This window comes from Campylobacter concisus (genome assembly GCF_002913045.1).
Classification (GTDB): domain Bacteria; phylum Campylobacterota; class Campylobacteria; order Campylobacterales; family Campylobacteraceae; genus Campylobacter_A; species Campylobacter_A concisus_AP.
In genome coordinates this window covers 343,595-369,124 of record NZ_PPAF01000035.1, presented here as the reverse complement: position 1 = coordinate 369,124, position 25,530 = coordinate 343,595, and the positions used below count along the sequence as shown (strand labels likewise).

Below are 25,530 nucleotides of genomic sequence, written 5' to 3'. Positions count from 1 at the left end.
TGTATATCTTATAAAAGAGAGTGTGAATAATGAACTTTTTAAATAGAATTTTTCTAACAAAAGAGCTGGATCGGTGGCAAAGTGACGGTATAGTCGATAAAGAGACCGCTATAAAAATAGCAAATTTATATGACATCGATCCTGATGCTCATAGTGACAAGATAAGTTTTGTCCTAAAGCTCGTAGCATATCTCTTTTTTGCGCTAGCCTTTTTTACGCTCGTTGGTGCAAATTGGGAAGAGATACCTAGACTAGGACGTTTGGCACTTGTGTTGTTTGTACTTGGGCTTGTAAATTTTGGTGGAATTTACTATCTCGCAAAGGGAAAGGAAAATCTATCAACAGCGATGTTTTTTCTTGGAAATTTCTGCTTTGGTGCAGCGATTGCACTTATTGCCCAAATTTATAACATTAGCGATGAGCCAAGCGGTGGTATTTTGCTTTGGAGTATCGGAGCATTTGCAGTTTCTTTTGTTAGTAAAAAAGGTGTGTTGGTAGCCCAAAGCCTTATCTTTGCGACGGTTTGGTTTTTTATGATAGCTTACCAGGGCGACTTTGGTTTTGGCTTTATCATTTTTATAGTACTTGGCGCATATACGCTTTACAAAGACGACTCAAAATGGCTTGCTTTTGTGCTTTTTATAGATATTTTTATATACATCATTTCATTTTGCGGCTACATTAGTGGTTTTAGAGCGATATTTGATTATGGATTTTTGTTTGGACTTCCAATGGTTGCGATCGTATCGCTATCTTATGCACTTTTACTTATTAGCATTTCGCCGCTACTAGATAAATTTAGAGTAGGGCTTGGCGCATTTACAAAAGAATTTGGTAAAAATTTTGGCGTTTTTGTGTTGTTATTTTGTCTATTTTTATTTGAAGAAAGAAATTTATTTGAGGTTGGAGATGAAGAGCTTTGGTTTGTGAAGTCGTTTTTTAAAAGCAATTTTGGCTTTGTCTTTATCCTATTTAGTGTTGCTTATTTTGCACTATTTTTTAAAGAAAAAAACAAGAGTGGTTTGCTGCTTGGGGCACTGCTCGTGTCGTTGCCATTTATCTTTAGCTACGGTCCTGGCTACGCAAATATATTTTTCTCGCTCGCAAATATCATAACAGCTGCGGTTCTTATCAAAAAGGGTGAGTTAAAACTTGGTCTTTGTATGATATTTTTGGTTGCAGCCGTGAGGTATTTCCAGCTAATAGGTGATTATATTGGTGCTACGGCGCTATTTATGGTGTTTGCTTTTATAGTGCTAGTTGTCGCTAGAAAAGGACGTAAAAAATGAAGATAAAAGTATTAATAGTAGCTGTAGTTTTTCAAATTTTGCTTATTGGCATTATGCTTGGCTACGCACTTATGCCACTTTATTTTGGGCAAGAGGTAAGAGTAAGGGTAAGTCTTTACGATCCAAGAGATCTTTTTCGCGGAAATTATGTTGATTTAAACTATGAATTTTCAAATTTTCACTCAAGAAATTTTGACGAAAATGATAAAGATGACCGCTATATCGACCAATACGATGAGAGAGCAAGAGATGGAGCTAGAGTTTATGCTGTTTTAAAACCAGATGTTAATGGCACCTACAGCTTTGCAAAATTTAGTGCAAGTAAGCCAGAAAATGGAGTGTTTTTAGCTGGTAGATATGATGGCTACTCGCTCGTAAAATACGGCATAGAGCACTTTTATATGTCGCCTGATAGTGCAGCTAATACTGAAGATGAAATGAGAGAAGAAGACGTTGATGCGTATGCGGTTTTGATGGTGATGGATAATGGCAAGGCTAGACTAAAGGATCTAATAATCCAAAAGAATGTCCAAAAAAATAGTAAAAAACTACTCGGTGATGAAAATTTTGATAAGTTGGATGAGATTAGGCAAAAAGAGTAAAGTAAATTTAGTCAAAATTCTTGTGTAAATTTCATTTATATTTTTAAATTTAAATAAAAATTTAAATAAATTAATTAATTTTGATCTATTTGCAAAAACTCCTAAATTTTAATTTTATTTTTAAATTTAAGAGTTAAAATCTCCATAAATTAATAAAAAAGGATGAAAAAATGTGTAAAGATTGCGGTTGTTCAATGGGTAATCACGCCCACGCCCACACTCACGCTGATGGTACCACTCACTCGCACCCACACACTCATGATGGGCATACAGATCACGCTCATGACGCGCACGAACATAGCCACGAGGCTCACGCACACCCTGTGCTAAACGAGAGTAAAACCATAGACGTGATAGAGAAAATTCTATCTGAAAACGACAAAGAGGCAGCTCACAACAGAGCACATCTTGATGAGAAAAAGATACTTTGTGTAAATTTGATGAGTAGCCCAGGCGCTGGCAAGACGACGCTTTTAGAGGCTACGATAAAGGCTGGTAAATTTAAAATAGGCGTTGTTGAGGGAGACTTGGAGACAAATCAAGATGCTGATCGCATAGTAAAAGCTGGCGCAAAGGCTCATCAGATAAGCACAGGTCAGACCTGTCACTTGGACGCATTTATGGTACATGAGGGGCTTCATCATCTGCCTCTAAATGAGCTTGACCTAGTCTTTATAGAAAATGTTGGAAATTTAGTCTGCCCTGCAAGCTATGACGTTGGCTCGCACTTTAACGCTGTGCTTCTTTCAGTGCCAGAGGGCGATGATAAGGTGAGCAAATATCCAGTGATGTTTAGGGCTGCTGACGTGCTTCTTATCACAAAAGCTTCGCTTGCGCCGCACTTTGACTTTGATATCGAGCGAGTGAAAAACGACGCTAGAAAGCTAAATCCAAAGGTCGATATCTTTGTGATAGATAGTAAAACTGGTGAAGGTATCGATAAGTGGATAAGTTATTTGGAATTTAAAAAAGAGCTAAGATAATGTGTCTCTCGATCCCTTCAAAAGTAATAGAAATAGATGAAAATAACGTTGCCACCGTTGAGACTTTAGGCGTTACTAGAAAGGTAAGCCTAGATCTCATCTCTGAAGAGGTAAAAGTTGGCGAATATGTGCTAATCCACGTAGGATACGCTATGCAAAAGATCGATACGCAGTTTGCGCTTGAGAGTTTAGAGGTCTATCAAAAGATCGCTGATGATATGAACGCGGGGAAAATTTGATGGATCTTATCAATGACTTTCGCGATAAAAATTTAATCCTAGCCCTTTCAAAGCTCATCCAAAAAGAGAGCACAAAGCCCTTAAATATCATGGAAATTTGCGGCGGTCACACGCATAGCATTATGAAGTTTGCACTGCCAAGCTTAGTTGGAGAGCATATAAATTTCATCCACGGCCCAGGCTGTCCGGTCTGCGTGATGCCAAAGAGCCGCATAGATGAGGCCTGTAAACTTGCTAGCATGGAGAATGTGATCTTTTGCACGTTAGCTGACATGCTAAGAGTGCCTGGCTCAAAGACAAGCTTGCAAAAGCTTCGCGGCGAAGGACACGATATAAGAGCGCTTTACACTCCACTTGATGCGCTAAATATAGCTAAGCAAAACCCAGACAAAAAGGTAATATTTTTTGCGATCGGTTTTGAGACGACGACTCCGATGAGTGCAAATTTGGTTGAAAAAGTGGTGCAAGAGGGCATTAAAAATTTATACTTTCATATAAATCACGTAACCGTCCCAGCACCAGTTAGAGCCATAATGAGCGATGAAAATGTGAGGATAGACGCATTTTTAGGACCAAGTCACGTAAGCGTCATCACGGGTAGCAAAATTTACAAAGAGCTGGCAAGCGAATTTAAAAGGCCTATCTCCATTAGCGGTTTTGAGCCGCTTGATATAATGGCAAGTGTGCTAAATTTAGTCCGTCAGCAAAACGCAGGCACTTATGAAGTCTATAACGAGTACGCAAGGGCAGTCAAAGAAGAGGGCAACCTCAAGGCAAAAGAGCTCATAGCTAAGTACTTTGAGCCGTGCGACTTTGTCTGGAGAGGCCTTGGCGAGATAGCGCAAAGCGGCATGAAACTAAAAGATGAGTTTGTCTACCTTGACGCCAGAGTGCAGTTTGACTGCAGCGTAGAGAGCGCTGGCGAGAGCAAGGCTTGCATTTGTGGGCAAATTTTAAGAGGGCTAGCAAAGCCAACAGAGTGCAAAGTCTTTGGCAAGGTCTGCAACCCGCAAAATCCGATAGGATCGTGCATGGTCTCAAGTGAGGGCGCTTGTGCGGCGTATTTCAAATACGCAAGAGTTGGTTAAGGAATTTAATGAAAAAGATAATGCTAAGCCACGGCGGAGGCGGCGAGGAGATGAACTCGCTTATTAATGAGACGATATTTAAAATTTTTGATAATGAAATTTTAAGGCAGAGCAACGACTCGGCGATATTAAATTTGGGCGGCAAGATTGCTTTTAGTTCTGATAGCTTTGTCGTGACTCCCATTTTTTTTAATGGCGGTGACATTGGCAAGATCGCAGCTTGCGGCACAATAAACGACCTAGCGATGGTTGGAGCAAGCGCAAAATACCTAAGCTGTTCGCTCATCATCGAAGAGGGGCTTAGTGTAGAGGAGCTCGAGCGTGTGCTTGGCTCTCTTGCAAAAACTTGTAAAGAGAGCGGTGTGAGCGTAGTTTGTGGTGATACAAAGGTCGTGCCAAAGGGCAAATGCGATAAAATTTTTATAAACACAGCAGGCATCGGCGAGATAGTTTGTGAAGGCGTGGAGCTTAAAAATTTAAAAGCAGGGGCTAAAATTTTAATATCTGGAGATGTTGGTAGGCACGGCGGTGTGGTGCTAGCAGCAAGAGAAGAATTTGAACTTGGGCTTGATCTAAAAAGTGACTGTAAGAGTTTAAAAGAGGTTTCTTTAAAGCTATTTAGCGCTGGTATAAAGCCGCAAACTATGCGCGATGCGACAAGGGGCGGACTAAGTGCGGTGCTAAATGAGTGGGCTAAATTTAGTAAATTTGACATTTTGGTTTTTGAAGAAAATATCAAGGTAGCAAACGAAGTGATGGGTGTTTGTGAGCTATTTGGATTTGAGCCTTATGAGCTTGCAAATGAGGGCACTTTTGTGATGGCTGTTGATGAGAGCGAGGCCGAGGCCGCGCTTAAAATTTTAAGAGAATTTGACAAAAATGCGATGATAATAGGCGAAGTAATGGAGGCCAAAAACGAGCGCGTCATCATCGAAAACGTCTATAAATCAAGAAGATTTCTCGAGCCGCCAAAGGGCGAGCTACTACCAAGGATCTGCTAATGCACGAGCTTAGCATCGTTCAAAATTTAGTCAGCCTTTGTGAGAAAAACGCCGCTAAAGAAAGTGCTAAAGAGATAAGCAAGATCGAGATAAAGGTTGGCCGTTTAAGCGGAGTAGAGCCACACTATCTAGAGAGCGCCTTTGATGTCTACAAAGCTGGCACGATCTGCGAAAATGCCGAGCTTGTGATAAATTTACAAGCTGTGGTTATCGAGTGTTTGGATTGCGGATTTGGTGGGGAACTTAGCGAAAATGACTTTACTTGTCCAAAGTGCAAAAGCCAAAATTTAAAGGTAACTGACGGCGAAGATATGTATCTCATGCGCCTTGAGATGAAGTAAATTTAAATCGCAGTTTAATTTAATCAAGCCTTGCCAGCAAGCAAAACAATAGCTATAACTTGTCTAGACTACTAATATGGCACTATAAAAATTCTCTTTTATGATTTTGCCCCTTAAAAGCATAAAACTACTTCTTTATTCAAATATCAAAAACGGAGCCTGAATCACGTTTCTTATTATCTTCAGTGGCGAGAGCAGGGCGTCTTGCAAGATCTGCGTCGAGTACTCAGGCTTATCGGTAGTGCCTCGTATGGCGATAACGGTTGAGAGCGAGCGGTCCTTGCCAAGGATTATTTGATTTACCAGTGGAATTTTATCAATGATACTGCTAGCATCTTTTAGTAGTTTTAGCTCAAGATCGATATTTATTTTTTTGCTCTTTAGATCAATCGTGCCACGTCCGCCGATATCAGCACTTGTTCCTATCATCTCGATCGCTAAAAACTCGATCACGTCGCCCTTTCTAGTGAGTAAAATTTTGCCATTTTTAACAGTAAAGCCCTTGTCGTTAAAGTCAGGCGTTTTAAAGCTAAGAAGCGATGGTACCGAGTTTAGGAAGCTAAGCAGCTTTTGATAAAAGATGTAGTCCTTGAGATATGTTCCAAAAAATCTCACCTCTGCCTTAAAATCTTTTGTGTTTTCTCCAAGAAGTTTTAAGCGAAATTTACCGCCCTCAAAGCTCTTGATACCAAAAAGATCGTTGATAAATTCGCCACTTATGTCAGTTGCGTCTAAGCTTATGCTCTTTTCATCGTTAAAATAGCCAAGTCTACCTTGCTGAGCTAGGCCATTTAGTGAGATGCTTTTGCCCTTTTTCTCGGCGCTAAAGCTAGTAAATGGTAGTGTTTTGTTTAAATCTTTTAAAATAATATCACTGTTTCTTGCCAAGAGCTCAAGTGGAGTGCTTTGCTCGCTGGTTTTGTTATCGTCAAGTACTAGCAAATCTAGATCTTGAGTTTTTACGTTTATGGCTTTTTCTTTTATGTCTAGGCTTAGCTTTTTACTTGCGCTATCTACCTTCACACCAGCTTTTGAGACTAAAATTTTAAGATCGTCATTTTCGTACTTTGAGCCATTTTTATCTAAAAACGGCAAGTCAAAGTTTACCTCTTTGGCAAAAATTTCAAGATCAGTAAAATCCTTACTTTTTATACTAAGCTCATCAAAACCAAGCACGCCGTTTTGCTTTAAAACAGGCGAGCTCTCTATGAAAAATTTACTATTTTTTGTTGCTATTTTACTTTCACTGCCAAAGCTCATATCAAGTCCAAATGGCTCTATCTTAAGCAAAGTTTCATCAGCCTTGCTAAAGTCTAAAAATGCGCTAAATGGCTCATTTTTAAAGGCCAAAATTTCATCATTTTTCTCTTTTAGGTCAAAGCTTTCTATCACGCCTTTTATCTCGCCAGTACTTTTTTGTAAATTTATATCAGCCTTGGCATTTGCTTTAAAAAACTCAAGTCCAAAGCCGGTAGCATCTATGTTTAAATTCGTCGTATTTATAAGCTTTACGAGAGCATTTTTGGTATTAAATTTACTTCCAGCAATCTCTAAAATCGCGTCACTTAGCTTAAATTCTCCATTTGCAATGACGCTTCTTTCATCAAAATTTTCTAAGCTTTTCTCATCAAGCTTTATCAAAATTTTTAAGCTAGCATCCATTTTTCCGCTAAGCTGCCTTACTGGCACGATGATCTTATAGGCTTTTAATATCTCATTTATAGCTTCATCATAGATCGATTTTGTCTTTATAAAAAGCTCTAAATTTGCACTTTTTTCATCAAAGATATTATTTATCACAACGCTTGAGCCATCAAGCTTTTTACCTTTGTAAATAGGCGAAATAAGATCAAATTTAAGCTTTGAGTTTTTAAGCGTGATATTTGCCTCGCCTACATTTACGGCAGGCAAGTCTTTTTCAAATTTAACGAGCAAATTTTTAGTATTTGCGGTGGCATTTAGATCATTTAGATAAAAGTTATTTTTGGCTAGATCAGCCTTGCCATTTATCTCTTTAAGCTCGTAATCATCAGCAACGATGTATCCATATATCCAGCTTTTAACTTCACTATTTAGCTCTATGCGTCTATCAAGCTCATCAATGAAGTTTTTGATACTTCCAGCCTCGACATCATAAGCTTTGTAAGTTAAAAATGTATCTTTTAGAGCAAAATTTAGCTTACCTTGCAGCTCATGAGAGGTAAAATTTCCCTCAAATTTATAGTCATTTTTATCAAAATCTGCACTTCCTTCGCCACTAATGCTTACGTTAAAATCCTTAAAGCTTAAATTTCTAACGCTAAAAAGATCTATTCCGTCTTGCTGTTCGTTTTGGAATTTTATATCCACATTTAAATAAGGGCTATCAACAAAAAATATATCATCTAAAAATAGAATTTTTAGTTTAAAATCATCACCTATTTGCACATTTTCAAGTGAAATTTCTTGAAAAATCGTATCTATAAAATCTACGCTTTTACTAAGATTTAAAAGGCGCTCATCGCTGCTTTTTTGCTTGCTCTCTTTCTTAAAATTTGGAAGCTTTATATGCTTTGCTCTTGCAATTATTTTTTTATCTAATTTTATATATAATTGCTCCAATTTTACGCCGTAAAACTCGAAATCGTTAATTTTTATGCCGTATTTTAAAAGTAAGATAAATGAAAGAATCAAGATGATAAAAAATTTTATGAAAAAGCCATATTTAGACATTTTTTTTGATATCGTAGCCATCATTTTCCTAAGTATTTTTGTCTATTTGGCACGCCCTATAAACACAAGCAAGGTCGTTTTTATACCAAAGGGAAGTGTGGGCGAGATTATATCTTATTTAGCTAATCGCAACTTTAACTTAAGCGTGATAGACAAATACGCCATACTTTTTATCGGCCCTCCGCAATCTGGCTGGATAGAGATCGGTCAAGATAAAATTTCAAGGGTTGATTTTTTAAAAAAACTTGCAAAGTCAAAAGCGGCTTTAACCGAGATAACGCTAATACCAGGCGAAACGACTATCGTTTTTTTAAACCAGATCGCCGCCCAGCTAGGACTTGATCCAGTCAAATTAAATAGCGAATATAACGCCCTTGCTCCAGTGAGTGATGGCTTTTTGATGCCAAATACATATAAAATTCCAATAGGCATCAGCGAAAGGCACCTTGCTTTTTATCTTGTAAATTCGTCAAGAAAGGCTCAAAGCGAGATCAGCAATAAAATTTTTGGCGAATACAATGAGAAAAAATGGTTTAAAATTTTAACGATTGCTTCAATCATCCAAAAAGAAGCGGCGAATGATGCCGAGATGCCACTTGTCGCCTCAGTCATTTATAACCGCCTAAATAAAGGCATGAGGCTGCAGATGGATGGCACACTAAACTATGGAATTTATTCGCACGATGTGATCACGGCTGAGCGCATAAAAAGCGATATGAGTGAGTTTAATACATATCTAAACGATGGTATCCCGCCAAGTCCGGTCTGCTCGGTCTCGATAAGCGCGATCAAAGCGGCGATAAATCCTGCAAAGAGCGATTATTTATACTTTGTGCTTGATAAAAAGGCGAAAAAACACATTTTTTCAAAAACCTTAAGCGAGCACAACCAAAATATAGGAAAATAGAGCTAGAATTTGCGACAAATGCCTAAAATACAACGAGATTTAATAAAGAAAGTGATAAATTTTAAAAAACTAAAAGGGCTAAAATGAGTGACATTATCTGGACCAAAACTGACGAAGCACCGCTTTTCGCAAGCTACTCTCTCTTTCCTGTCGTAAAGAGCTTTTTATCACGCGCTGACATTAGCATAACTAGGGCCGATATTAGCCTAGCTGGGAGAATTTTATCTCTTTTTAGCAAAGAGCTTGGACTAAATAAGTCCGATGAGCTAGAACTTTTGGGTGAGCTAACCGCGCACAAAGAGGCAAACATCATAAAACTGCCAAACATCTCAGCCACGCTTGTTCAGCTAAAAGCGGCGATTGAGGAGCTTAGAAGCAAAGGCATAAACGTGCCATTTTATCCAGATGAGATCATCACAGACTACGACGAAGAGGTTGCTAAAAAATACCAAAAAGTGCTTGGCAGCGCGGTTAATCCAGTTCTTAGGCAAGGAAACTCAGATAGAAGAGTTTTGCCACCTGTTAAAGAATTTGCCAAAAAGCATCCGCACAGCAACGGTGACTGGGATAAGGCAAATAAGACAAAAATTTGCTACATGCAAAAGGGCGATTTTTATGAGAATGAGCGCTCTATTATTGCTAGTAAAGATGAGAAATTTTATGTAAATTTCATAAGTTTGGAGGGCAAAAAAGAGCTTTTAAAAGAGCTTGCCATCCAAAGCGGCGAGATCGTAGATGCTACATATTTAAGCGTAGATGAGCTAGATAAATTTTATGAAAACTGTTTTGAAGAGGCAAAAAAAGAGAATTTGACCTTAAGTTTGCATCTAAAATGCACGATGATGAAAGTTAGCGACCCAGTCATCTTTGCTCACGCGATAAAGAGCTATTTTAAAGAGGTTTTTGAGCTGTTTGATGAGGAGTTTAAAGCTCACGGCGTTGAGGCAAAAAATGGTTTAAAAGATATGTTTTCTAAAATTTCAACTCTTAAAAATAAAGATGAAATTTTGGCTAAATTTGATGAAATTTTGAGCAAAAAGGCAAAAATTTGGACATTAAATGAAAGTGCTAGCAACTTTGATGTGCCAAATGACGTTATTATCGATGCCTCCGTGCCAGCGCTAATTAGAAACTCTGGCAAGGTAAAAGATAGAAGCGGCGAGCTAAATTTCTCGCTTTGCATGATCCCAGATAGAACATACGCTAGGGTTTATGAGGCCTGTGTGGCGGACTTTAAGGAGCATGGCGCGCTTGATGTGAGCAAGATCGGTAGCGTAGCAAACGTGGGGCTAATGGCTAAAAAGGCTGAGGAATACGGCAGCCATGATAAGACTTTCATCGCAAAAGAAGATGGAGAATTTGTAGTTTTTGATGAGGCTGGTGAGAGTATCTTTAAATTTAGCGTCAAAAAGGGCGACATTTTTAGGATGACGCAGGCAAAGGATGATGCGATAAATGCGTGGTTTGAGCTAGCTTTAAAAAGAGGCGAAATTTCAAAAGATGAGCTTATTTTTTGGCTAGATAGTAGCCGTGCTCATGATAGAAATTTGATAGCTAAATTTGAAAGATTTAGAGAGAAATTTGCTAGCGCTGGCGTAAAATTTGAGATTTTAAACTACGAGCAAGCGACTACAAAAACGCTTAAGGCAATAAGAGCTGGCAAAAACGTTATAAGCGTAACTGGTAACGTTTTAAGAGATTATTTAACCGATCTTTTCCCGATCTTTGAGCTAGGTGGCAGCTCAAAAATGCTCTCAGTTGTGCCGCTACTTGCTAGTGGAGCGATGTTTGAAACAGGTGCTGGCGGAACGGCTCCTACGCTTGTAAAAGAGCTAAAAGAGAAAAATCATCTACTTTGGGATAGCCTCGGCGAGTTTTTAGCGCTTAGTGCTTCGCTCGAGCATTTGGCATTTGCTAAGCAAAAAAAAGAGGCAAAAGAGCTAAGTGATGCGCTAAATAGAGCCGTTGCTAGCTATTTGGACGAAAACAAAACGCCAAATGCCACTCTTGATACCAGAGAGTCGCACTTTTATCTAGCGATATTTTGGGCAAGAGAGATGGCAAAAAGTGGCGGGATTTTAAGTAAAATTTTTGAAAATTTAGCAGACGAGCTAGAGAAAAATGAGAGCGAAATTTTAAAAGAGATAAGACAAAATGATGGTGCAAGCGTGGAATTTGGCGGATATTATTTGCCAGATGAAGTGAGGGCAAATGGGGTCATGAGACCAAGCAAAATTTTAAATCAAATAATAGGATGAGAAAATGAAAATAAGTATAGTTGGAGCTGGAAACGTCGGTGCAAGCATAGCTTATGCGCTTTGTATGAGAGAAGTTTGCGATGAGATCGCGCTTGTGGATATATTTGGTGACGTGGCACGTGCAAAGGCTATCGATCTAGCACAGTCAAGCTGCGTTTTTAATGCTAAAACTACCGTTTGCGGTGGCGATGACTTTATGCTAATAGAGGGCAGTGATATCGTAGTGGTAACTGCTGGGAGCCCAAGAAAAGAGGGTCAAACAAGAGAGGACTTGCTCCTTAAAAATGCCGTAGTCGTAAAACAAACAGCTCAAAATATCGCAAAATTTGCACCAAATGCGGTGATAATCGTCGTGACAAATCCGCTTGATGTGATGGTCTGGACGGCTCATAAATTTAGCGGTTTTAGCAAAAATAAAGTGATCGGCATGGCTGGTGAGCTTGATGGTGCAAGATGCAGATATGAGCTAGCACTTCTAAAAGATAAAGATGCAAAAGGGCTAAAGACAAAGATAATTGGCGCTCACAACGACGAGATGATCGTATCTGCTAGTAACATTAGCGAAAATTTAAACGAAAATGAGCTTGCAACTCTTAAAAAAGAGACAAGCACAGGTGGCGCAAAGATCGTTAAGCTTCTTGGCACATCAGCATATTACGCACCAGCGGCTGCAGTTGTGAAAATGTGTGAAGCGATCATGGGCAAGAGTGATGAAATTTTAAGTGCTAGTGTACTTCTTGATGATGAACTAAGTTGCGGCAGGCTAGTAAGGCTTGGACGTGAGGGCTTAAAAGAAATTTTAGAGCTAAATATAAATGAAAGTGAGCAAGAACAGCTAAGTAAAAGCGAAGCTGATATTAGAAAAAACATTAAATTTTTAAAAGAAAATTTGGATTAGGAATATAGATGATAGTAAAAGAAAACGTACCTGTTTGGGTCGATGAGAGCAGGTGTAAAGCCTGTGATGTCTGCGTGAGCTACTGCCCAGCAGGTGTGCTAGCGATGAGACTTGAGCCAAAGGCGGTGCTTGGCAAGATGATAGAGGTCGTCTATGCTGACTCATGTATAGGCTGTCGCGACTGTGAGCTTCACTGCCCTGATTTTGCCATTTATGTGGCTGAAAAAGGCTTTAAATTTGCAAAGCTAACGCCTGAGAGCAAAGAGCGAGCTGTGGCTGTAAAGGCAAATAAATTTGCAAAGCTTGGAGAGAGTGCATGAGAGAGCTGGTATCAACAGGAAATGCCCTAGTAGCCAGGGCTGCGGTCGAGTGCGGCTGTAACTTCTTTGGCGGATATCCTATCACTCCAAGTAGCGAAATCGCCCATGAACTAAGCGTGCTTTTACCAAAACATGGTGGCACATTTATACAAATGGAAGATGAGATAGCTGGGATTTCAGTTTCTCTTGGCGCAAGTGCGAGTGGCGCTAAGGCAATGACTGCTAGCTCAGGACCTGGAATTTCACTAAAGGCTGAGCAAATAGGCCTTGGCTTTATCGCTGAGATCCCGCTTGTCATCGTAAATGTCATGCGCGGCGGCCCATCAACTGGCCTACCAACCCGCGTCGCGCAAGGTGATATATTACAGGCCAAGAACCCAACTCACGGCGATGTAAATATGATGGTTTTAGCCCCTAGTAGCCTAGAGGAGTGCTACACTGAGACGGTTCGAGCGTTTAATCTTGCAGCTAGGTTTATGACGCCAGTTATGCTGCTACTTGATGAGACGATAGGTCACATGCAAGCAAGGGTGCGTTTGCCAGAGATCAGCGAGTTAGAAATTTATAAAAGAAAAGAATTTAGTGGCGAGCCAAAAGAGTATAAACCTTACGAGGCGGCACCTGATGAGCCAGCCACGCTAAATCCTTTCTTTAAAGGCTATCACTACCACATAACTGGGCTTCATCACGGCGCTACTGGCTTTCCGACTGAAGATGGCAAGATCGTTGAATACTCGATGAATAGGCTGTTTAATAAGATAAATTTACACACTGATGAGTGTGAGAAATTTGAAGAGTTTATGCTTGATGATGCTGAAATTTGCATCATCGCCTTTGGTAGCGTGGCGCTTTCGGTCAAGCAAGCGATCTTAAATTTACGTGAAAAAGGGCTAAAAGTAGGGCTATTTAAGCCGCTCACACTTTTCCCAGCTCCAGCTAAGAAGCTAAAAGAGATATCAAATAAATTTAAGAAAATTTTAGTCTGTGAGCTAAATTTAGGTCAATATAGCGGCGAAATTTCAAAGATCATCTTAAGAGATGACTTTGCAAAACTGCTAAAAGCAAACGGCAGACCGATAAGCCCAAGCGAGATTGAGGCGAAGATAGGAGAAATTTATGGCTTTTAATTATGATAAATATTTACGAACAGATAAAATGCCTACTCTTTGGTGCTGGGGCTGCGGCGACGGTGTCATACTAAAGGCGCTCATCCGCGCTATCGATACCATGGGCTGGGGTATGAACGACGTTTGCGTGGTCTCAGGCATAGGCTGCTCTGGCCGCTTTAGCGGATACCTCGACTGCAACACCATTCACACAACTCACGGCAGAGCCGTAGCCTACGCCACTGGCGTAAAGATGGCAAATCCAGATAAACACGTCATCGTGGTAACTGGCGATGGCGACGGGCTAGCGATCGGAGGCAATCACACGATACACGGATGCCGCCGAAATATCGGGCTAAATCATATATTGATAAACAACTTCATCTACGCGCTAACCAACTCGCAAACCAGCCCAACCACGCCAAAGGGCATGTGGACGGTCACAGCGCAGTATGGCAACATCGATCCTAGTTTTGACGCCTGTAAGCTCGCAACCGCCGCAGGTGCTAGCTTTGTAGCGCGTGGCAGCGTCATCGAGCCAGAGAAGCTTACAAAGCTCTTTGTAGAGGGCTTTAGCCACGATGGATACAGCTTTTTTGATGTATTTTCAAACTGCCATATAAATTTAGGTCGCAAGAACAAAATGGGTGAGGCGGTGAAAAATTTAGAGTGGATAAAGGGCCGCACGACGAGCAAGGTCAAATTTGACATGTTAAGTGATGAGGAGAAAAAGGGCATTTTCCCACTTGGTGTGCTTCATAAAGATGAAGAAAAGATAGAATACACCAAGGCTTACGATAGGGTAAGAAAGGCTGCTATGAGTGGTGAGAAGATAAATTTTGAGGAGCTAGCATGAAGTCACAATTAAGATTTGTCGGCGTTGGCGGACAGGGCGTCATACTAGCAGGCGAGATCCTCTCAGCTGCTAAGATAAAAGCAGGCGGATACGGTGTGAAGGCCTCTACCTACACATCTCAGGTGCGTGGCGGCCCAACGAAGGTCGATATCATACTTGACGAGAAAGAAATTTTATACCCTTATGCAAACGAGGGTGAGATAGACTTCATGCTAGCAACCGCACAGATAAGCTATGATGCCTTTAAAAGTGGTGTGAAAGAGGGCGGCGCGATCGTGGTTGAGCCAAATTTGGTAAAAGTGAGCGATGAAGACAAAAAGCGCTGGAAAATTTATGAAATTCCTATCATCTCTATCGCAAAAGACGAGGTAGGAAATGTCATCACTCAAAGCATTGTGGCTCTTGGCGTGGCTGTGGCTATGAGTGGGTGCATGGATGAAGATTTAGTGCGTGAAGAGATGCTGTCAAGCGTGCCTGAAAAGGTCAAAGAGGCAAATGCAAAAGCTTACGATCTAGGTCTAAAATACGCAAAAGAGCTTCTAAAATAAATTTTGGCTAATTTTTAGCCAAAATTTCTACAATAAACAGAAAAATCAATTATTACTTTTCTTAAAATTTTAAGCATCACTTATCGATATAAGAGATTATATTTATAGTATTTGTTTATCTTATCAAAGCTATGAAATTTTTAAAAATAGTTCTCATAATGCCTTATTTTAGCTTTCTTAAATAAAATGTATTTTTAAATATTTAATAAGTTAATAAATTATATTTAATATTTGTTTTAGTAATATTTCAGATGTAAATTTTTGTAAAAGGAGTAAAAATTGAGTTACAAAATCTCAGTTGCAATATGTGCTGCACTTTTGATGTGCAGTGGTTTTTAAGTCAAGTTTTTGCTGTGCAAACGACAAAGCTTAAGGGTGTTGAAGTAAATTCAGTTGGTGACAACATCAGCGAGAGCGGTATTGATGAGGGAATTTTAAGCAAAAGAGTAGCCGCTGGTCCTTTGGCTGACAAAAAAGTTTTAGATATGCCTTATAAAGTAAATACGATCTCAAAAGAGGTTCTTGATAATCAAGGCGTTCAAGGCTTTGAAGATGCAGTTAGGTACTTCCCCTCAGCACAAATTCAATATCGTGGCGGTGGCGATGTTGGTCGTCCGCAAACTCGTGGTTTTCAAGGTTCGGTCGTAGGTAACGTTCTTTGGGATGGCTTTTATGCTTCATCAACCACAGCTATACCTATGGCGATGTTTGAGAGCTTACAAATTCAAAACGGACTTGCTGGCTCACTTTATGGTGGTGCTACACCTTCTGGATATTTCCTATACTCTCGTAAACGCCCAGTTTCACTTCAAAACGTTATCTGGACTGATTACAGCTCAAGGTCAAATTTGGGCGTAGGACTTGATACTTCAAACAAATTTGAAAAAGTTGGATATAGAGGCGTCTTTTACTACTCAGGCGGTGAAAAGAATGCCAAAGATAGTAAATTTTCTCGTCGCTTAGCCTCATTAGGACTTGATTTTACCTTACAGAGAATTTAACACTTGAGACAAGCTTTAGCTACTATGAGCATAAAAACTCAGGTATGCTGGGTGGATTTAGTATGCCATTAACAAACGGAGTTGCAGACTTTGATGTACCAAGCCCTGTAAAAGATACCAAAAGAGGACTTGAGCAGTCTTTTGGTGGCAATCACCTTAAAACAACGACAGCTAGCGTAAAACTAAAATACGCTCCAACAGAGAACTGGTACTTTGAAGGTGGCTATCAGTGGCAAAAGGCTTTAAGAAATATGTATGGTCCTAGTAATACTTTTTTTAAATAGTGACGGCAAATTTAATGTAAAAGAAGATTATACTCGTGGTGGTGCTTCTGGTAAATTTCAAGTCTATGGTTGGTTTGCCAAAGCTAACACCAGTTTTGAAACAGGAAGTATAGTGCATAACGTAGGTTTAGCAACTAATGGATATAGATTTAAAATTTATTCAGGAAAAACTACTGGTGACAAAAAAGATTACGGCAATTCTTATTTAAGTAACCCAGTGATTTTTAATAATGCTCATGTAAGTAGAGGCGATGGTTTATATAAATCAAGATACTCTGATACTAAAAATATAGTATTGGTAGATGATATAGCTTTAAACGATAAATTTAGCACTATCTTATCTTTTTCAAATTCATGGTTTCAAAGCAATGTCATAAATAAAAATACTGGCAAAAAGACAAAAACTTATGACAAAATGGACAAAGTTATGCGGTCAGTTTTGTTTATAAGCCTATTGAAAATTTAAATCTTTATACGACATACGCAGATAGTATCTCAGATGAACAAACGTCATATACTTTTCCGAGCATACATCCAAGACGAGGAGAAATGATCGTAATAGAGCCTATCAGAAGTAAACAATATGAGATCGGTGCAAAAGCAAGACTAGGTGAGCTTGATCTATCAGCTGCGGTATTTGAGATCAAACGCCCGGTAGCATATCTAGTCGGTAGCGGAGCAAGTGCAGAGTATAAAATTCAAGGCACACAAAGAAACCGCGGCTTTGAGCTAACTACTGGTGGAAAGCTTATTGATACTTTAAGTATGTATGGTGGCTTTACACTTCTTGATGCTAAGATAAAAAATGCTAAAGACGGTGTGTCTGAAGGCAAAACAGTTATCGGTGAGCCAAAATTTCAAGCAAATGTCTTGTTTGACTATGCAGTTCCTAGCACAAATAAACTTGCATTTACAACAAATTTTCACTACACAGGTAAACGCTACATAGACAATGCCAACGCTCATAGTGTAAATGGCTACTTCACAACCGATATTGGAGCTAGATACACTACAAAAGCTTGGCTAGGCAAAGAGACAACTATAAGATTTGACATAAATAACCTCTTTGATAAAAAATACTGGGCAGGAATGTTCCCATCTGATGTGGATGGAGCAATTGCTGGACGCGGAACTTCGCTTTTCTTAGGACAAAGCAGAACCTTTATGCTTTCTGCTCAAGTCAAATTCTAAAAACCAAAGCCAAATTTATTTTGGCTTTAGGCTCTTTAAATTTGCCCTTTTTATAGGGTAGATTTAAATAACCAAAGGGAGAAAGATGCAAGGGCTGGTTGATTATCAAGCGATTTTGGAGCGAGTGTTTTTGCCTACTTTGCAAAAAGTAAAAGGTAAAGATGGCGGCGTAAATTGGGATGATTACGCAGATATGTATAACGAGATGACTGGCATGGAGACGGCCTCTACACTAAATTTGCTCTCAAATTTACCTATCACAAAAGATGATAGCGTGCTTGACGTGGGATGTGGCCCAGCAAGGCTTAGCGTGCCACTTGCAAAGCTAGCAAAGAGTGTAAGTGCGCTAGATCCATTTGCAAAAATGCTTGAGTATGCCAAGAAAAATGCAAAAGAGGCTGGAGTAAAAAATATAAATTTCATCCAAAAAGACTGGAGTGATGAGCAGAGTTTAAAGGATCTGCCAAAACACGACATCGTACTAGCATCACGCTCAGTTGGGCTTTTTGATATAAAAAAGCTTTGCAAATTTGCTAATAAATATGTCGTGATGACCTCGTTTTTGCCAGACCATCCAAGCCTAAAAGATATCTGGCAAGACTTTTTAAAAGGGATAAAAGATGAAAACGAGACAAGTTTTAGTGATAGGAGATTTGGCTACAACTTTATCTTTAACATCGCTTACGACATGGGAGCAAATCCAAATTTAAAGATAATAGATACCATTTTTGAGAGGGATTTTGCTAGCCTTGAAGAGGCGTTTTCTTATTTTAGATTTGTCGGTGAGATCGCGCCCGAAAAAGAAGAAATTTACAAACAAAACGTGGAAAAGTATCTTATTAAAACAAATGACGGATATAAATTTAAAAGAGAGACAAAGAGCTATCTCATCTGGTGGGACGTGCGGGAGATGAAATTTGAGTAGCCAAAAGATCATTTTCGCATTATTTGCGTTTCTTTTGCTGGTGCTCTTTTTTCTCTCTAGGCATCGGACGCTACGAGATAAGTTACACTCAAATTTTTGAGTTTATAAGATCAGCCATTTTAAACGAGCAACCAAGCGACGAGCAAGGCTACACGGTCTTTACGCTCATTCGCTTACCAAGGGTGCTTTTTGCCATCTTAGTTGGAGCAGCGCTTGCTAGCTCTGGAGCTGTCTATCAAGGACTTTTTAAAAATCCTTTAGTCTCGCCTGACATCCTTGGTGTCTCAAGTGGCGCAGCTGTGGGAGCTAGCGTGGCTATCATCTTAAATTTCAACTACATAGGCGTGCAGCTTAGTGCCTTTGGCTGTGGTCTTTTGCTGTTTTTGCCGTCGTTTTTATAAGCAGCGTCATCGCAAAGGGTAGGCTAAATTTACTCGTGATGGTGCTAACTGGCATCGTCATCTCATCTGTTTTTGGGGCGCTTAGCTCGCTTATAAAATTTCTAGCTGACAGTGAAGATAAGCTGCCTGAAGTTACTTTTTGGCTGATGGGAAGCCTAGCAAGAAGCGGCGGATATAAAAATTTGGCTCTACTTTTTTGCGTAGTTATGATCTGTCTTGTGCCACTTTTTATGCTTCGCTATAAGCTAAATACACTTAGTTTTGGCGAAGAAGAGGCTAGGGCGATGGGGCTAAATGTCAAATTTTACAACATCATAATCATCATCGCCTCAACGCTTCTAACCGCCACTTGCGTCTCATTTTGCGGTATCGTGGGCTGGGTGGGGCTTATCATCCCTCACATCATGCGCTTTGTCGTGGGAGCAAATTTCATCACACTCTTTCCAGCTTCACTGCTTGGCGGAGGGCTATTTTTACTGATAGTCGATACCGCTTCACGCAGTCTAATGGCAAGCGAGATCCCACTTGGTGTCATCACTTCGCTAGTTGGCGCGCCTCTTTTTGTCTATCTGCTCTATAAGAGCAAAAAGGGTTTTGCGTGAAATTTAAGATCAAAAATTTAAGCTGTGGCTACGATAAAAAGGTCGTTATAGAAAATTTCAATGCGAATTTACAAGATGGCGACATCTTTTGCCTGCTTGGTAGCAATGGCGTTGGCAAAACAACGACGTTTAAGACGATACTTGGCTTTTTAAAGCCACTTGGAGGAGAAATTTTAATAGACGGCAAAGACGCACTAAAGATGAGCGAAAAAGAGAGCAAGCTTTATAAGCTATGTCCCGCAAGCTCACACTCCGCCATTTGCCTTTAGCGTTTTTGACGTCGTGATGATGAGTGCAAATGCAAGGCTTGGTATATTTGAGCGCCCTAGCAAAGAGGACGAGAAGATAGCGCTAGATGCGTTAAAGACGCTAAATTTAGAGAGCTTTAAAGATAAAATTTACACCGATCTAAGTGGTGGCGAGCGGCAAATGGTGCTGATAGCTAGGGCTTTAGCGCAACGCTCAAAGGTGATGCTACTTGACGAGCCAACGGCAAATTTAGACTTTGGCAACCAAATGCGAGTTTTAAAAGAGATAAAAAAGCTCGCAAAGCAAGGCTATATCATCATCCTAACCTCTCATCAGCCAGAGCAGGTCTTTTATCTAAATGCAAAGGTCGCGATGCTTGGGCGTGATAAAAACTACATCTACGGCGAGGCTAGCGAGGCTATGAGTAGCGAAAATTTAAAGAAAATTTACGGCGTAGATATACGAGTGGTGAAAAATATCATCGATGAGCGCGAGCATTACTCTTGCGTTATGGTGGATTGAAAGGAGAAAATATGTTTAAGAAAATTTTACTTTTGGCTTTTTTGCTTGTTAGTTTGCAAGCAAGAGTGGTGCTTGATAGCGACGATAAAAAGGTAGAAGTGCCTAACGTGATCGAGCGTGCGACGCCTTTGATAGGGGCTTTTGTGCAGGTCTCTGCGATGCTTGGCAACGAGGATCATATAATTAGCGGTGCGCCAAAACTGCCTGCGCTCATGTCAAAAATCTTTCCAAAGATAAAGAGCAACGACAACAAAAGCGGCATGCTAAGCAGCAGCGTCGAGACTATCATCGCTTCAAAAACGCAAGTTGTTTTTGGGCCAGTTGGTATGATGTTTGATGAAAATAGCAAGGCTCAGCTTGAGAGTGCTGGCATCGCCGTTGTGAAGATAGATAAATTTCAAAGCATCAAAGAGATACAAGATAGCTTTAGAAAGATCGCTGAAATTTGGGGCGAAAAGAGTATAAAAAGGGCGCGTGAGTTTAATGACTATTTTAACGAGAATATAAAATTTGTAAGCCAAAAAACAGCAAATTTAACGCCAAAAAAGAGAGTTTTGGTGCTTAACTACAACTCAGGAAACTTTAACACCATTAGCTCAAAAGATATCGGCGCAGAGTATATTAGCGTGGCTGGTGGTATAAATTTAAGCTCAGAGCTAAGCGATGGAGATTTTAAAATTTCAAAAGCGATAAACGAAGAGCAAGTCATCATCTTTAACCCAGACATTATCATCACAAATTCACAAAAAAGTGCCGATGCCATCGCCAAAAACGCATCATTTGCCAAGCTAAAAGCTGTGCAAAACGGGCAAATTTTTGTAGTGCCAAGTGGTGTTTATCTTTGGAGCGTAAGAAGTGCCGAGGGTGCGCTTTATCCGCTTTGGCTGGCTAAGACATTTTACCCAGAGCAGTTTAGCGATCTAAATTTAGAGCAAAAAACAAAAGAGTTTTACGAGAGATTTTATAACTACAAGCTAAGTGATGGCGAGCTAAAAGAAATTTTGCACCCAAGTGGTGAATTTTGATAATAGGACAAAAATAATGTTATTTATTATATTTAATATATTTATTTAAGTATAAAAGTAAATTTATCTTCCTAATTTCCTAGAAAAAGAGCTTTCAAAGCTTAAAAACTCAAAAATAAAAATAAACTTCAAATTAGTAGAAATTTTTATACATCTTATAAAATTTCTACCGCTAAATTTATATAAATCGCCTAAAAAAATCCCATTCTATCCTTTTTGATTTTAATATCAGCTCTCATTTCTTAATCTAAAATAAATCTTTATGTTTCTTTTAAGTAAATTTAATGTAATGTTTCATTATTAATTATTTAATTAATATAGTTGTTTTAAAAAATATTAAGAAATAAATTAGCGGTGCGTTTTAAACGTTAAAAATTTACTAAGATAGGAAGTTATCAATGAGTGAAAAATTTACCAGAAGAGAATTTCTGCAAAGTGCCTGTATCAGCGTAGGTGCACTAGCTACAACAGCTGGTGCGACCAATGTTTTTGCTGGTGAGTTGCCAAAGGGCAATGAAAGTGGCTTGCCATCTGTTGATGTGCTAATAATCGGCTCTGGCGGTGCTGGACTTCGTGCAGCAACAGCCGTTCGCAAGCAATATCCAAACTCAACCGTCGTAGTTGCTACAAAAATGATGCCATCTCGCAACGCAACCTGTATGGCAGAGGGCGGCATAAATGGAGTTACCGACTTTAGCAATGGAGACAGCTTTAAGCTTCACGCCTACGACACTGTAAAAGGTGCGGCCTATCTTGCTGACCAAGATGCGGTAGTGAAATTTTGCGAGGCAGCAGGCGCAGTCATCCACGAGCTAGACCACAATGGCATGCTCTTTTCTCGTATAGACAATGGCGACGTGTCCCGTAAAGATAATGGTGATGTTGCGTTTCGCTTCATGGGTGGCGCTAGCAAAAAGCGCTGTAACTACGCAGCTGACAAAACTGGTCACGTTTTGATGCACGCCTGTCTTGACGACGCTATTACAGCTGGCGTTAAATTTTTAATGGATCATGAGCTACTTGAGATCGGTCTTGAGGATGGCAAGGTCGAAGGCGTCGTTCTTCGCAACATCCAAGATGGTCAAATTTACCCAGTTCTTTGCAAATCTCTAGTCATCGCAACTGGCGGATACACTAGAATCTTCTATAACCGCACATCAGTTCCATTTATAGCAACTGGTGATGGCATCGCTGCTGCTCTTAAAGCAGGTCTTGGTTTTGAAGATCCTGAGATGCTTCAGTTTCACCCAACTGGCGTTCAAAATGGCGGCACACTAATCACAGAAGCTGCTCGTGGCGAGGGTGGTTACTTGTTAAACAACAAGGGCGAGCGCTTTATGAAAAACTATCACGAAAAGATGGAGCTAGCTCCTCGTGACGTCGTCGCTCGTGCGATCGAGACAGAAATTCGCGAGGGTAGAGGCTTTGGTGAGGGCATGAGCGCTTACGTGCTTTGTGACGTTCGCCACCTTGGCAAAGATACTATTATGAAAAAGCTTCCAAAAATTCGCCACACTGCTATGCTTTTCCAAAACATCGATCTAATCGAACAACCAGTGCCTATCCGCCCAACAGCTCACTACTCAATGGGTGGTATAGAGGTAGCTAAATTTGATGATATGAGTACAAAAATTCCTGGAATTTATGTAGGTGGTGAGGCATCATGCGTATCTATTCACGGTGCAAACCGCCTTGGTGGAAACAGCCTAACTGACGCAGTTGTAACTGGCGATCTAGCTGGCAAGGGTGCTGGAGCTTATGCGCAAAATGCAAAATTTTCAAGCGGTAAAAAGACTTCTGAGCTAGCAAAAATGTGGCAGGATAAATTTAAAGCCATAGCAACAGGCGAGGGCGGTGTAAATGATATGTACGCACTTCGCGAAGAGCTTGGTAAAAACAACTGGGATCTAATGGGTATCTTTAGAACTGGCGCAAAACTTGATCAGCTCTCTAAAAATTTAGAAGCTATCCAAGCAAAATATAACACCCTTAAAGTGCCAAATCAAAACCCAGTCATGAACACAGCATTTACTGACTATGTCGAGCTTGGCAACCTTATTCTCCTTTCTCGTGCAGCATGTCTTGCAGCGCAAAATCGTCTTGAGAGCCGTGGCGCTCACACAAGAGAGGACTATCCAAAAAGAGATGATGCGAATTTCTTAAAACACAGCATAGTCACACTAAAAGACGGCAAGTTGGAGCTTGGCTACAAAGATGTTGTGACAGGCATATTTTCACTTGACGGCAAGAAGCCAGAGTAAGGAGCTAGGATGAAAATTATTATCGACCGCTTTGACGGAACTAAAAAATATGAATCAACTTATGAACTAACAAATGAAGAGATCGCGGGAAAAACTCTTTTAACAGTGCTTCTTGATATCAAACAAAAAAAGGATGCGACGTTAAATTTCACAGCATCTTGCCGCTCAGCGATATGTGGAGCGTGCGCTGTTAGAGTAAATGGTCACTCATATCTAGCCTGTGATACAAAGATGAATGAGCTTTTGGCGGAGTATGACAATCCAGAGAGCATAAGAATTTCTCCACTTGGAAATTTCAGGGTCATCTCTGATCTTATAGTGGACTGGGAGCCAAGTATCGAAAATTTACGCAAGATTAGGCCTAGCATCACTGCTAAGTCAGAATTTAGCGCAGAAAAAGGCTGTAAACAAAGTCAAAAAGAGTATGAAAAAGTAGCACTTGAATGGGACTGCATACTTTGCGGTGCGTGCGCTAGCGAGTGTAATAAACTTGAAGCTGATGCGAGTGATTATATGCAGCCATTTGTATTTGTTCATGCTTATAGAGCTGCCTTTGACTCACGTAGCAAAGATCCTATGCCACATCTAAAACCAGCTATCGATAATGGCCTTTGGATGTGTGTAAAATGCCAAGAGTGCGCTGATCGCTGTCCAAAAGGTATAAGCGCATGCAAGGATATAACTGATCTTCGCATTATGGCTATACAAAAAGGCTTTGATGATGGCATGGGACCAGATCACGCTGAGGCGTTCTTAACTGATCTAGTTGATGGCTCAGGTAGACTAAATGAGATCAAGCTTGCACTTCGCTCTGAGGGAGTGTTTAGAAATATGGGCAAAATGGATATCGCTGCAAATTTAATGCTTGCAGGCAAGATGAATCCACTTCATATTTTCGGCGAAGAGGACATAGAAGGACATGATGATCTAGTAAAAATGATAAATGCGGCTCGCAAAGCTGCTAGTAAGGAGTAATTATGCAAAACGAATTCGCTTTTTTTCCAGGATGCGTACTCTCTCAAGCAGCTAAAGAGGCTAAGATGTCGCTTGAGGCTATCGCTCCGATACTTGGCTGGAAGCTTCACGAGATAAAGGGCTGGAGCTGCTGTGGTGCCCAACAAGCACAAGACGTAGATCCTATCGCTACGCTTGTAGCAAATGCTAGAAACATAGCGCTTGCAGAGCAGATGAATATGCCGATGCTTACGACATGTTCAACTTGTATGCTAACTCTAACAAGAGCAAAAAGCACGCTTGATAAGGGCGCAAAAGATCGTATCAATACATTTTTAGCTGAAGGTAATATGAAATATAATGGCTCAACCGAGATCACAAGTCTTCTTTGGGTGCTTTATCAAAACGTAGAAACGCTAAGAGCAAAGGTTGTTAAACCACTTAGCGGGCTAAAAGTAGCGCTATTTTACGGCTGCCACAGCCTAAGACCTGAAAAAGATCTACATAATAGAGAAAACTCAGTCAATCCAAAGAGCTTTGAAACCGTTGTAGGCGCACTTGGTGCTACTATTGTGCCATTTGAGAAAAGACTTGACTGCTGCGGATTCCACGCTAGCTACCCAGCTGGCACATCTGTAAGAAAAATGTCAAGCCAGATCGTAAATAACGCCGATGAAAACGGCGCTGACGTAGTTGTCACACCATGCCCACTTTGTCAAATGCAACTTGACATCTACCAAGAGAGGTATCAAGATGAGAACCACTCAAATGTGAGAAAGCCAATCATCCACCTATCTCAGCTTGTAGGACTTGCGCTTGGATTATCTGTCGAGGATCTTGGACTTGATCTAAACATCATCGACGCTACCAAGATAGCGTAAATTTTATCCCACGTCTTTTGGCGTGGGAAATTCTTAAAATTTATTTTTCTATTACAAACAAAGCAAATTTGGCATTTTATAAAAAT

General features: G+C 40.2%; 28 protein-coding genes. 27 read left to right on the top strand and 1 reads right to left on the bottom strand.

From position 1 onward, the window contains the following. Positions 1-29: 29 nt before the first annotated feature. The 7 genes from CYP43_RS05770 to hypA all read left to right on the top strand — a co-directional run bounded on the left by CYP43_RS05770 (position 30) and on the right by hypA (position 5,543). Positions 30-1,289 carry a DUF2157 domain-containing protein gene (locus CYP43_RS05770; protein WP_103582835.1) on the top strand — a complete coding sequence of 420 codons (1,260 nt, stop codon included), beginning with the start codon at positions 30-32 and terminating at the stop codon, positions 1,287-1,289. Beyond that, positions 1,286-1,891: a GDYXXLXY domain-containing protein gene (locus CYP43_RS05765; RefSeq protein WP_103582834.1), complete on the top strand. Its 606-nt coding sequence runs from the start codon at positions 1,286-1,288 to the stop codon at positions 1,889-1,891. Before CYP43_RS05770 ends, CYP43_RS05765 begins: the two co-directional genes overlap by 4 nt. 170 nt (positions 1,892-2,061) lie before the next feature. After that, positions 2,062-2,874, top strand: a complete 813-nt coding sequence (gene hypB / locus CYP43_RS05760; RefSeq protein ID WP_103582833.1) for a hydrogenase nickel incorporation protein HypB — start codon at positions 2,062-2,064, stop codon at positions 2,872-2,874. Then, entirely contained in the window at positions 2,874-3,113 is a 240-nt protein-coding gene (locus tag CYP43_RS05755; protein ID WP_054196671.1) for a HypC/HybG/HupF family hydrogenase formation chaperone, read from the top strand. Before hypB ends, CYP43_RS05755 begins: the two co-directional genes overlap by 1 nt. After that, the gene (gene hypD / locus CYP43_RS05750) at positions 3,113-4,201 is read left to right on the top strand and encodes a hydrogenase formation protein HypD (protein ID WP_103582832.1); all 1,089 of its coding nucleotides are present in this window, start codon (positions 3,113-3,115) and stop codon (positions 4,199-4,201) included. Before CYP43_RS05755 ends, hypD begins: the two co-directional genes overlap by 1 nt. An 8-nt stretch (positions 4,202-4,209) precedes the next feature. Continuing rightward, positions 4,210-5,202 carry a hydrogenase expression/formation protein HypE gene (hypE, locus tag CYP43_RS05745; RefSeq protein ID WP_103582831.1) on the top strand — a complete coding sequence of 331 codons (993 nt, stop codon included), beginning with the start codon at positions 4,210-4,212 and terminating at the stop codon, positions 5,200-5,202. Then, on the top strand, positions 5,202-5,543 hold the full coding sequence (gene hypA, locus CYP43_RS05740) for a hydrogenase maturation nickel metallochaperone HypA (RefSeq protein ID WP_103582830.1): 342 nt from the start codon (positions 5,202-5,204) through the stop codon (positions 5,541-5,543). The genes hypE and hypA overlap by 1 nt, the downstream gene beginning before the upstream one ends. Positions 5,544-5,678: 135 nt before the next feature. Here the strand turns inward: hypA and CYP43_RS05735 are convergent, their stop codons facing one another. Further along, the gene (locus CYP43_RS05735) at positions 5,679-8,144 is read right to left on the bottom strand and encodes an AsmA-like C-terminal domain-containing protein (protein WP_103583043.1); all 2,466 of its coding nucleotides are present in this window, start codon (positions 8,142-8,144) and stop codon (positions 5,679-5,681) included. Between the two features lie 73 nt (positions 8,145-8,217). Here CYP43_RS05735 and mltG point away from each other — a divergent pair, with 73 nt between their 5' ends. The 20 genes from mltG (at position 8,218) to sdhE (ending at position 25,444) form a co-directional block, all read left to right on the top strand. After that, positions 8,218-9,162 (top strand): endolytic transglycosylase MltG, encoded by a 945-nt coding sequence (mltG, locus tag CYP43_RS05730; RefSeq protein ID WP_103582829.1) that lies wholly within the window; start codon positions 8,218-8,220, stop codon positions 9,160-9,162. Positions 9,163-9,245: 83 nt separating this feature from the next. Continuing rightward, positions 9,246-11,420: an NADP-dependent isocitrate dehydrogenase gene (locus CYP43_RS05725; protein ID WP_103582828.1), complete on the top strand. Its 2,175-nt coding sequence runs from the start codon at positions 9,246-9,248 to the stop codon at positions 11,418-11,420. A gap of 4 nt (positions 11,421-11,424) precedes the next feature. Beyond that, positions 11,425-12,318, top strand: a complete 894-nt coding sequence (locus CYP43_RS05720; RefSeq protein WP_103582827.1) for a lactate/malate family dehydrogenase — start codon at positions 11,425-11,427, stop codon at positions 12,316-12,318. A gap of 8 nt (positions 12,319-12,326) precedes the next feature. Further along, positions 12,327-12,638: a 4Fe-4S dicluster domain-containing protein gene (locus CYP43_RS05715; protein WP_103582826.1), complete on the top strand. Its 312-nt coding sequence runs from the start codon at positions 12,327-12,329 to the stop codon at positions 12,636-12,638. Continuing rightward, complete coding sequence (locus CYP43_RS05710) at positions 12,635-13,765, top strand: 2-oxoglutarate synthase subunit alpha (protein WP_103582825.1); 1,131 nt, start codon at positions 12,635-12,637, stop codon at positions 13,763-13,765. Before CYP43_RS05715 ends, CYP43_RS05710 begins: the two co-directional genes overlap by 4 nt. Beyond that, positions 13,755-14,600 (top strand): 2-oxoglutarate ferredoxin oxidoreductase subunit beta, encoded by an 846-nt coding sequence (locus CYP43_RS05705; RefSeq protein WP_103582824.1) that lies wholly within the window; start codon positions 13,755-13,757, stop codon positions 14,598-14,600. The genes CYP43_RS05710 and CYP43_RS05705 overlap by 11 nt, the downstream gene beginning before the upstream one ends. Continuing rightward, positions 14,597-15,148 (top strand): 2-oxoacid:acceptor oxidoreductase family protein, encoded by a 552-nt coding sequence (locus tag CYP43_RS05700; protein ID WP_103582823.1) that lies wholly within the window; start codon positions 14,597-14,599, stop codon positions 15,146-15,148. The genes CYP43_RS05705 and CYP43_RS05700 overlap by 4 nt, the downstream gene beginning before the upstream one ends. Positions 15,149-15,453: 305 nt before the next feature. Next, positions 15,454-16,149 carry a Plug domain-containing protein gene (locus CYP43_RS09705; RefSeq protein WP_258032167.1) on the top strand — a complete coding sequence of 232 codons (696 nt, stop codon included), beginning with the start codon at positions 15,454-15,456 and terminating at the stop codon, positions 16,147-16,149. Between the two features lie 62 nt (positions 16,150-16,211). Beyond that, entirely contained in the window at positions 16,212-16,433 is a 222-nt protein-coding gene (locus CYP43_RS09700) for a hypothetical protein (RefSeq protein ID WP_258032166.1), read from the top strand. Then, complete coding sequence (locus CYP43_RS09695; RefSeq protein WP_258032165.1) at positions 16,405-16,899, top strand: hypothetical protein; 495 nt, start codon at positions 16,405-16,407, stop codon at positions 16,897-16,899. Before CYP43_RS09700 ends, CYP43_RS09695 begins: the two co-directional genes overlap by 29 nt. Beyond that, positions 16,887-17,624, top strand: a complete 738-nt coding sequence (locus CYP43_RS09690) for a TonB-dependent receptor domain-containing protein (RefSeq protein WP_258032181.1) — start codon at positions 16,887-16,889, stop codon at positions 17,622-17,624. Before CYP43_RS09695 ends, CYP43_RS09690 begins: the two co-directional genes overlap by 13 nt. A gap of 85 nt (positions 17,625-17,709) precedes the next feature. Further along, positions 17,710-18,549 (top strand): class I SAM-dependent methyltransferase, encoded by an 840-nt coding sequence (locus tag CYP43_RS05690; protein WP_103582822.1) that lies wholly within the window; start codon positions 17,710-17,712, stop codon positions 18,547-18,549. A gap of 23 nt (positions 18,550-18,572) precedes the next feature. Next, positions 18,573-18,950, top strand: a complete 378-nt coding sequence (locus CYP43_RS09685) for an iron ABC transporter permease (protein WP_257640274.1) — start codon at positions 18,573-18,575, stop codon at positions 18,948-18,950. After that, entirely contained in the window at positions 18,914-19,552 is a 639-nt protein-coding gene (locus CYP43_RS09680) for a FecCD family ABC transporter permease (RefSeq protein ID WP_345917496.1), read from the top strand. The genes CYP43_RS09685 and CYP43_RS09680 overlap by 37 nt, the downstream gene beginning before the upstream one ends. Next, positions 19,549-19,821: an ATP-binding cassette domain-containing protein gene (locus tag CYP43_RS09675; RefSeq protein WP_258032164.1), complete on the top strand. Its 273-nt coding sequence runs from the start codon at positions 19,549-19,551 to the stop codon at positions 19,819-19,821. Before CYP43_RS09680 ends, CYP43_RS09675 begins: the two co-directional genes overlap by 4 nt. A 16-nt stretch (positions 19,822-19,837) precedes the next feature. Continuing rightward, complete coding sequence (locus CYP43_RS09670) at positions 19,838-20,323, top strand: ABC transporter ATP-binding protein (RefSeq protein WP_258032163.1); 486 nt, start codon at positions 19,838-19,840, stop codon at positions 20,321-20,323. Positions 20,324-20,334: 11 nt separating this feature from the next. After that, positions 20,335-21,348, top strand: a complete 1,014-nt coding sequence (locus tag CYP43_RS05675) for an ABC transporter substrate-binding protein (RefSeq protein ID WP_103582821.1) — start codon at positions 20,335-20,337, stop codon at positions 21,346-21,348. Positions 21,349-21,746: 398 nt separating this feature from the next. Further along, positions 21,747-23,609 carry an 8-methylmenaquinol:fumarate reductase flavoprotein subunit gene (sdhA, locus tag CYP43_RS05670; protein WP_103582820.1) on the top strand — a complete coding sequence of 621 codons (1,863 nt, stop codon included), beginning with the start codon at positions 21,747-21,749 and terminating at the stop codon, positions 23,607-23,609. Between the two features lie 9 nt (positions 23,610-23,618). Then, positions 23,619-24,584, top strand: coding sequence for an 8-methylmenaquinol:fumarate reductase iron-sulfur subunit (sdhB, locus tag CYP43_RS05665; protein ID WP_103582819.1), 966 nt, complete (start codon positions 23,619-23,621; stop codon positions 24,582-24,584). A 2-nt stretch (positions 24,585-24,586) separates the two neighbouring features. Further along, positions 24,587-25,444: an 8-methylmenaquinol:fumarate reductase membrane anchor subunit gene (gene sdhE / locus CYP43_RS05660; protein WP_103582818.1), complete on the top strand. Its 858-nt coding sequence runs from the start codon at positions 24,587-24,589 to the stop codon at positions 25,442-25,444. The last annotated feature ends 86 nt before the right edge of the window (positions 25,445-25,530 follow it).